General features: G+C 69.2%; 4 protein-coding genes. 3 read left to right on the forward strand and 1 reads right to left on the reverse strand.

Annotated elements, in window-relative coordinates; translation table 11 throughout:
• Window positions 1-61: 61 nt before the first annotated feature.
• Window positions 62-901: an LppX_LprAFG lipoprotein gene (locus ACFUUZ_RS31420; RefSeq protein WP_378702638.1), complete on the reverse strand. Its 840-nt coding sequence runs from the start codon at window positions 899-901 to the stop codon at window positions 62-64.
• Window positions 902-1,342: 441 nt separating this feature from the next.
• On the opposite strand from ACFUUZ_RS31420, the gene ACFUUZ_RS31425 reads away from it, so the two are divergent.
• From ACFUUZ_RS31425 to ACFUUZ_RS31435, 3 genes are all read left to right on the forward strand, one after another.
• Complete coding sequence (locus ACFUUZ_RS31425; protein WP_378702640.1) at window positions 1,343-2,806, forward strand: fatty acid desaturase; 1,464 nt, start codon at window positions 1,343-1,345, stop codon at window positions 2,804-2,806.
• A gap of 129 nt (window positions 2,807-2,935) precedes the next feature.
• Window positions 2,936-4,048 (forward strand): type III polyketide synthase, encoded by a 1,113-nt coding sequence (locus ACFUUZ_RS31430; protein WP_378702644.1) that lies wholly within the window; start codon window positions 2,936-2,938, stop codon window positions 4,046-4,048.
• Between the two features lie 35 nt (window positions 4,049-4,083).
• Entirely contained in the window at window positions 4,084-5,934 is a 1,851-nt protein-coding gene (locus tag ACFUUZ_RS31435) for an ATP-binding cassette domain-containing protein (RefSeq protein ID WP_378702642.1), read from the forward strand.
• Window positions 5,935-5,958: the final 24 nt, after the last annotated feature.

A 5,958-nucleotide genomic window follows, 5' to 3' on the forward strand; every position in this document is an offset into this window, starting at 1 on the left:
GCGCCGGTGTTGGCGGGGGGCCCCCCGGCCCGGGGTTCCGGCCCGCACTGGCCGGTAGCTGTCAGTTCGCGGGCTTGCTCACCGTGACCGGCTCGGCCCAGTCGGAGAGGGTGACGTTGATGGTCCCCTCACCCTTCTCGATGACGGCGCGAACCAGGTTCGGCCCCTCGCCCTCGGAAGGCGCCTCGGACGGCTTGGCCGCGGCCGAGGTGCTCGGCGGCGCCACGTCGGCGATGTAGAGCGTGATCGGGAAGGTCCCGCCGCCCTCGCCGACCCTGGGCACGATCGGGTCGATGACCGAGGAGTCGATGGTGCCGCTGACCTTGACGACCGCGATGCCCTCGACGCTCTCGCGCCCCTCGACCTTCGGGTTCTGCACCTTGGCGATGACATTCGCCAGGCCCTTGTCCTTGTCCAGGATGATGCCCGGATCGTAGACCTTCTCCGAGGGGCCGAGGTCGGCGAACTTGCCGTCCTCCAGCTTGACCCACATGGTCTTGTCCACCACGACGAACTCGGCGTCGATGAACGGCGCGTCCGGCTTGGTCCGCACGGTGGCGCTGCCCTGGGCCGCGCCTTGGCCCTGCGGCTGGTTGGTGACGTCCGCGTCGACCTCCTCGACCGGCAGGTTCTGGATGTTCTCGACCGCCAGCTCCAGGTGCACGGCCTGCAGGGTCTGGGTGGTGCGCGCGGATTCCTGCACGATCTGCGCGGCATCGGGCAGCGCGCCGGTGGCCGTCGCCGCGGTGCTGGTGCTCGTGCTCGAATCGTCGGAGCCGCAACCGGTCATGACCGCCGCGAAGAGCGAGGCCGCGACGGCGGCGGTGCCGAGGCGCAGCGGGGAGAGCCTGCGGGCGCCGCGCCGGGCGACGGTGGATTCGGACATTGTCGGGTCACTCATGGTCTGCCCCCGTGAGAGTGCGTGGTCGAAACGACCGGGGTGGAGTGGCAGCAGGCGCTGCCGGGGTGGGTACAGCGGCTCCTCCGGCGGAGGAAGAGCCCTCCGTCGGCCGTGATTCTCGGTGGCCGACCCATGGCCGAACCACGGTCGGAAGCCGCTGCGGGCCGGAACGTTACCCTGTGCGCGGTCATCTCGCATAGAGCCGCCGGCAAACGCGTCGCGACCCGGTTCGGGGTTAAGGAATCGTTCAGTGCGCTGTAGGCGGGGCGACGCACCATACTGAGCATGACCACCGAGAGCGCCCCCGTGACCAGGGATAACCTTCCAGTCCGGGCCGGATCGGAGCGGCACGCGCTGCCGCTCCCCGGTGGCTCTGAAATCAATTCCCGGGTCCGAGCGATACGGCACGGGACACCGCGGAACACAGCACGAAGGACACCGATGACCGACACCCGCCCCGCGACGGAGGAGCAGGACTTCCGTCGTCCCCCGCCGCCCGACGGGCCGCCCCCGATCTCGAACGTGTGGATCTACAACGGGCGGGCCTACGACCTGAGCGACTGGATCTCCAAACACCCCGGCGGCGAGTTCTTCATCGGCCGGACGAAGAACCGGGACATCACCTCGATCATCGGGTCGTACCACAAGAACCCGCAGGCCGTGGAGCGGATGCTGGAGCGCTACGCGCTCGACCGCGACGCGCTGCCCGAGGACATCCACCCGAAGAACAACGCGCCGGACTTCCTCTTCAAGGAGGGCTTCGACAGCTGGCGCGACACCCCGAAGTACAGCTTCGGGAACAAGGACGACCTGCTGCACCGGGTGCGGGCCCGGCTGCGCGAGCCCGAGCTCGCCGCCCGGATCAAGCGCATGGACACCGTCTTCAACATCGTGGTCGCGGTGCTGGCGGTGGCCTACTTCGCGGTGCAGGGGCTGCGGCTCTTCGAACCGAGCTGGATGCCGCTGCCGGTCTTCGTGATCGCCATGGTGCTGCTGCGCAGCTCGCTCGCCGGGTTCGGGCACTACGCCATCCACCGGGCGCAGAAGGGCATGAACAAGGTCTGGGTGAACGCCTTCGACCTCAACTACGTCGCGCTGGCCTTCGTCACCGCGGACGGCCACGCGCTGCTGCACCACCCGCACACGCAGAGCGAAGTCGACATCAAGAAGAACGTCTTCACCATGATGATGCGGGTGCCGCGGCTCTACCGAATTCCGGTGCACACGCTGCACAAGCTCGGGCACACGCTGACCGGCATGACGATCCGACTGCTGGACGTCTGCAGGCTCACCCGCCAGGTGGGCGCGAAGGAGATGTACGGCTCGCTGCGCGGCGCGCTGCCGCACTTCATCGGCTCGTTCGGCGTCCGCTTCCTGCTCGTCGCCGAGCTGGTGGCCTTCACCCTCGCGGGCGACTTCTGGGCCTGGTTCCTGCAGTTCGTCATCTCGCTGTGGATCAGCACCTTCCTGGTGGTGGCCAGCCACGACTTCGAGCTGGACACCGAGGAGACGCACACCGACACCGAGGACTGGGGCATCAACCAGCTGGAGCAGGCCTACGACCTGAAGGTGGTCGGCAACCGCTACATCGACTGCTTCCTCTCCGCCGGGTTGAGCTCGCACCGGGTGCACCACGTGCTGCCGTACCAGCGCAGCGGGTTCGCGAACATCGCGACCGAGGACGTGCTCCGCGAGGAGGCGGCGAAGTTCGGGGTGGAGTGGCTGCCCGCGAAGAGCTTCTTCACCGACCGCTTCCCGAAGCAGATCCGCACCTATCTGCTCTCCCGCTCCGACGAGGCGAAAGAACGCAACTGGGGGTTCGTGCGCGAGCACTGCTCGCCGTCGGCACTGAAGACCTGCGTCGTCTACACGGCCCAGGGCTTCACCGGAATCGGCACCGTCTGAGCCGAATCCACCGTCACACATCATTTCGAAAGGTAGAGGGTCGTGTCTGTAACGATCGACGAGGGCAATCGCCCGGGGACAACCCGCCTGCAGGCGGATGGGGAGCACGGGCACGACATCGCCACGCGGATGCTGCCGCCCGCGCCGCCGACCACGGTCGGCGTGATCGAGAGCATCGCGACCGGCTCGCCGCTGCGGGTCTTCGACCAGTCGGCCGCGGCCGAGCGGGTCGCCGAGCTCTTCGGCGACGCGGAGCAGCGCACCCGCATCGGCCGGGTCTACAAGAAAACCAGGATCGACACCCGCAGGCTCGCGGTGGATCCGCTCGACCCGGAGTTCCTGGCCTACAGCCGCAGGCCGGGCACGATCCGGGACCGGATGAACCTCTTCCACGAGCACGCGGTCCCGCTGGCCGTCGACACCGCGGGGCGGGCGCTGGCCGGGATCGACGACCCGGCCGACATCGGGCTGCTGGTCTTCGTCACCAGCACCGGATTCATCGCCCCCGGCGTCGATGTCGCGGTGGTGAAGCAGCTCGGGCTCTCGCCCGCGGTCGGCCGGGTGGTGGTCAACTTCATGGGCTGCGCCGCCGCGATGAACGGCATGCGCACCGCGGTCGACTACGTCCGGGCGCACCCGGACCGCAAGGCCATGCTCATCTGCATCGAGCTCAGCTCGGTGAACGCCGTCTTCGACGACGACGTCAACGACGTCATCACGCACAGCCTCTTCGGCGACGGCTGCGGCGCGGTGGTGATCGGGGCGAGCAAGGTGCACCAGCCGCTGGCGCCGGGCCGGGTCGTCATCCGGGACAGCTTCAGCCACCTGCTGGACGACGCCGAGGACGGCATCGTGCTCGGGGTGAACCACAACGGCATCACCTGCGAGCTCGCCGAGGACCTGCCGAACTACATCTACCGCGGGGTCGACCCGGTGATCACCCGGCGGCTCGCCGAGAACGGGCTGCGCAAGTCCGACGTCGAGCTGTGGGCGATCCACCCGGGCGGCCCGAAGATCATCGAGGAGTCGGCGCGCTCGCTCGGACTGCCGAGCGAGACCGCCGCCGTGAGCTGGGACGTGCTCGCCGAGCACGGCAACATGCTCAGCGTCTCCCTGATCTTCGTGCTGCAGCGGATGATCGCCGACAGCGATACCACCGCACCCATCTCGACCGGCGTGGCGTTCTCCTTCGCCCCCGGCGTCACGCTCGAAGGCATGATCTTCGACATCATCCGCCGGTAAGCGCACCCGCCGGCACTTGTGAAAGCACAGTAACCATGCAACTCATCAGATTCCTCATCTCGATCTCCTGGGTACGGATCGCGGGCGTCGTCGCCGCGGGCCTGGTGGCGGGCGCCGCCAACACCTACCTCGTCACCCTCATCAACAAGGTGGTGGCGCCGGGTCCGCACCCGGACGACCTGCTCACGCGGTTCGTCCTCACCGGGGTCGTCCTGCTGGTGAGCGGCCTGGTCTCCCAGGTCCTGCTGATCCGGCTGGCGCAGGAGGCCATCTACCGGCTCCGCGCCGACCTCAGCGGCGGGGTGGTCTCCGCGCCGCTGGAGCACCTGGAGCGGCTCGGCTCGCACCGGCTGCTGGCGACGCTCACCGAGGACGTGCGCTCGCTCTCGCAGGCGGTCACGGCGATCCCGGCCATCTGCGTCGACGTCGCGACCATCGTCGGCTGCTTCGTCTTCCTCGCGGTGCTGTCCGGGCCGATCTTCGCGCTCAGCGTGGCGGGCACCCTGGTCGGGATCTGCTGCGTCGAGCTCTTCCTGCGCCGGGTGCGCGCCATCTACCACCGGGCGCGGGAGAACGAGGACCGGCTGCTCAGCTCGTTCCAGGCGGTCACGCTCGGAATCAAGGAGCTGAAGCTGCACCGCGGCAGGCGCAGGGACTTCATGGACCGGCACCTGCTCGGCTCGGCCCGCGAGCTGCGCGACCAGAACGTGGATGCCGGGCAGAAGTTCTCGGTGGCGCAGGGGCTCGGGCAGTTCCTGCAGCTCGGCACCATGGCGCTGATCCTGTTCGCCATCGCCGTCGCGCTCGACCTGCCGCGCGACGTCATGATCGGGTACGTGCTGGTGACGACCTTCCTGGCCATGCCGATGCAGAACTTCATGCACCGGCTGCCCGACCTGGTCCGCGGCGACGTGGCGCTGGCCAAGATCCGCACCATGAACCTGTCCATGGCGACGCTGCACAACGAGGAGCAGCTGCCCTACACCGAGCGCCCGCCGGTGGAATCGGCCAGGCTGGAGCTGAGCAATGTCGGCTACCACTACGCCAGTGAGCCGCCCGCGCCGTTCGAGGACGGCCCCGGCGCGCCGCCGCCGCACCCGGGCGGCAGGCCCGGCGCGCACCCCGGTGGCAGGCCGCCGGGAGGCAGGCACCCTCGCGGCGCGCATCCCGGTGGGCCGCACCCGGGTGGGCGGCCGGGCTCGCCCGCCCCTGATGTCAACGGGCGCCGCCGGATCGACCACGGCGGCCGGGACCACCACCCGGTGCCGATGGGCGCGCCGGTGCTGGAGGCGGCCGAGGCCACCGGGTTCGCGCTCGGCCCGCTCGACCTGGTCTTCGAGCCGGGGCAGATCACCTTCATCGTGGGCGGCAACGGCAGCGGCAAGTCCACGCTGGCCAAGCTGATCACCGGGCTGTACGTGCCGCGCACCGGCTCGATCGCGCTGAACGGCGAGAAGATCGACCACGAGAACGTGGAGTGGTTCCGGCAGAACTCGGCGGCGGTCTTCACCGACTTCCACCTGTTCGAGGACTATCTCGGCTTCGACCGGCCCGGCATCGACGACGAGGTGCGGCACTACCTGGAGCAGCTGCAGATCGCGCACAAGGTGACGGTGCGGGACGGCAGGCTCTCCACGATCGCGCTCTCGCAGGGGCAGCGCAAGCGGCTCGCGCTGCTCACCGCGCTGCTGGAGGACCGCCCGATCTACCTCTTCGACGAGTGGGCCGCCGATCAGGAGCCGCGGTTCCGCGACGTCTTCTACGGCGAGATCCTGACCGACCTCAAGCGCCGCGGCAAGACCGTCATCGTGATCACCCATGACGACCGGTACTTCGACCGCGCCGACCAGCTGGTCAAGCTGGATTTCGGCCGGGTCGCCGACTGAGCGAACGCCGCTGGGCCCCGCGAG

The organism is Nocardia sp. NPDC057353 (assembly GCF_042667085.1).
GTDB lineage: Bacteria > Actinomycetota > Actinomycetes > Mycobacteriales > Mycobacteriaceae > Nocardia.

What these genes read in the sequence shown, in the direction of transcription:
- ACFUUZ_RS31430 (WP_378702644.1), top strand. Translation starts at nt 2,936, where the DNA reads ATGCTGCCGCCCGCGCCGCCGACCACGGTCGGCGTGATCGAGAGCATC.
- ACFUUZ_RS31420 (WP_378702638.1), bottom strand. Translation starts at nt 901, where the DNA reads ATGAGTGACCCGACAATGTCCGAATCCACCGTCGCCCGGCGCGGCGCC.
- ACFUUZ_RS31425 (WP_378702640.1), top strand. Translation starts at nt 1,343, where the DNA reads ATGACCGACACCCGCCCCGCGACGGAGGAGCAGGACTTCCGTCGTCCC.
- ACFUUZ_RS31435 (WP_378702642.1), top strand. Translation starts at nt 4,084, where the DNA reads ATGCAACTCATCAGATTCCTCATCTCGATCTCCTGGGTACGGATCGCG.